General features: G+C 70.5%; 1 protein-coding gene. It reads right to left on the bottom strand.

Annotated elements, in window-relative coordinates:
* The coding region (locus tag ACFRAC_RS36795; RefSeq protein ID WP_382939797.1) for a LysR family transcriptional regulator at positions 1–917 on the bottom strand (917 nt) is incomplete at its 3' end.
* Positions 918–1,202: the final 285 nt, after the last annotated feature.

The following is a 1,202-nucleotide window of genomic DNA, read 5'->3' as shown; positions in this document are numbered from 1 at the left end:
TGTTGAGAGGCGGTCGGTGGTGCGAAGAGTGCCTGGACGGTTTCGGTGGCCAGGTCTCGCAGCCAGGTGTGGGCGCGGTCGTTGTCGTAGCGCTGGTGCCACAGCAGGTACAGGGGGACGTCGGGCAGCGACAGTGGCGGCGCCAGTGCGGCCAGGCCGAGTTGTTTGCGGGCTGTGCGGGTGACCGCGTCGGGGAGGGTGACGACCAGGTCGGTGTCGAGGGCGAGTTGCAGGGCGAAGGCGGCGGTGGGCCCGGCGGCGACGACGCGTCGTTCGAGGCCGCGTGTGGTCAGGGCGTCATCGATCGGGTCGCGCAGGCTTCCGCGCCGCGAGACGGTGAGGTGTTCGGCGGCTGCGTAGCGTTCGAGGCTCAGCGGGCCTTGGGTGAGCGGGTGGCCTGGACGGACGGCGACGATCAGCTGGTCCCTGCCGACGAGGCGGTGGCGGATGTCGGGGAGCGTCGAAGGGCTGGAGCTGGATTCGAGGTCGACCTCACCTCGGCGCAGCTCGGCGTCGTCCGTCCCGGGTTCGGCGGACAGGCGCAGCCGGACGCCGGGGGCCTGGTGGTGGACGGCCGTGGTCAGGGCGGTGCCGCAGGCGGTGGTCAGGGCGTCGTGCCAGCGCACGGTGAACACCCGGTCCAGAGCCGCTAGGTCGAGTTCCTGCTGCGCGCAGAGAAGTTGGTGGGCCTGCTGCACGAGGGCGTGGACCTGGGCGCGCATGGCCAGCGCGCGGGTGGTGGGGACCATGCTGCGGCCGGTGCGGACCAGGATGGGGTCGCCGGTGGCCTTGCGGATGCGGCCCAGGGAGCGGCTCATCGCCGGTGCGGTGACGTGCAGGCGTGCTGCCGCGCCGGCGACGCTGCCTTCTTCCAGCAGGGCGTCCAGGGCCGTGAGCAGGTTCAAATCCAGTTGCATGCCGGTAACTCTACAAGTGACAAGCATGCACTTGTTGTTAATGGCCGGGGGGTCTAGCTTCGAAGTGCGGGGGCGGGACAACGCCCCGCTTCGACCGATCCCAGGGAGCTCACCATGAGCACAGCCATGCCTTTCGACGCCGGCACGACGCTCCTGTCCGACGTGACAGCAGCGGTGAGGACCGCCGGCGTCACGCTGCGGGAGCGCCACACCTCGCACGCCCGGGGCGTGAGTCTGGACGAGGTCGTCGGTGAGATCCACGCCAACGACGACGCGGTGCTGGAG

The organism is Streptomyces sp. NPDC056628, assembly GCF_042792555.1.
Lineage (GTDB): Bacteria > Actinomycetota > Actinomycetes > Streptomycetales > Streptomycetaceae > Streptomyces.
This window is presented reverse-complemented; position numbering and strand designations above follow the sequence as displayed.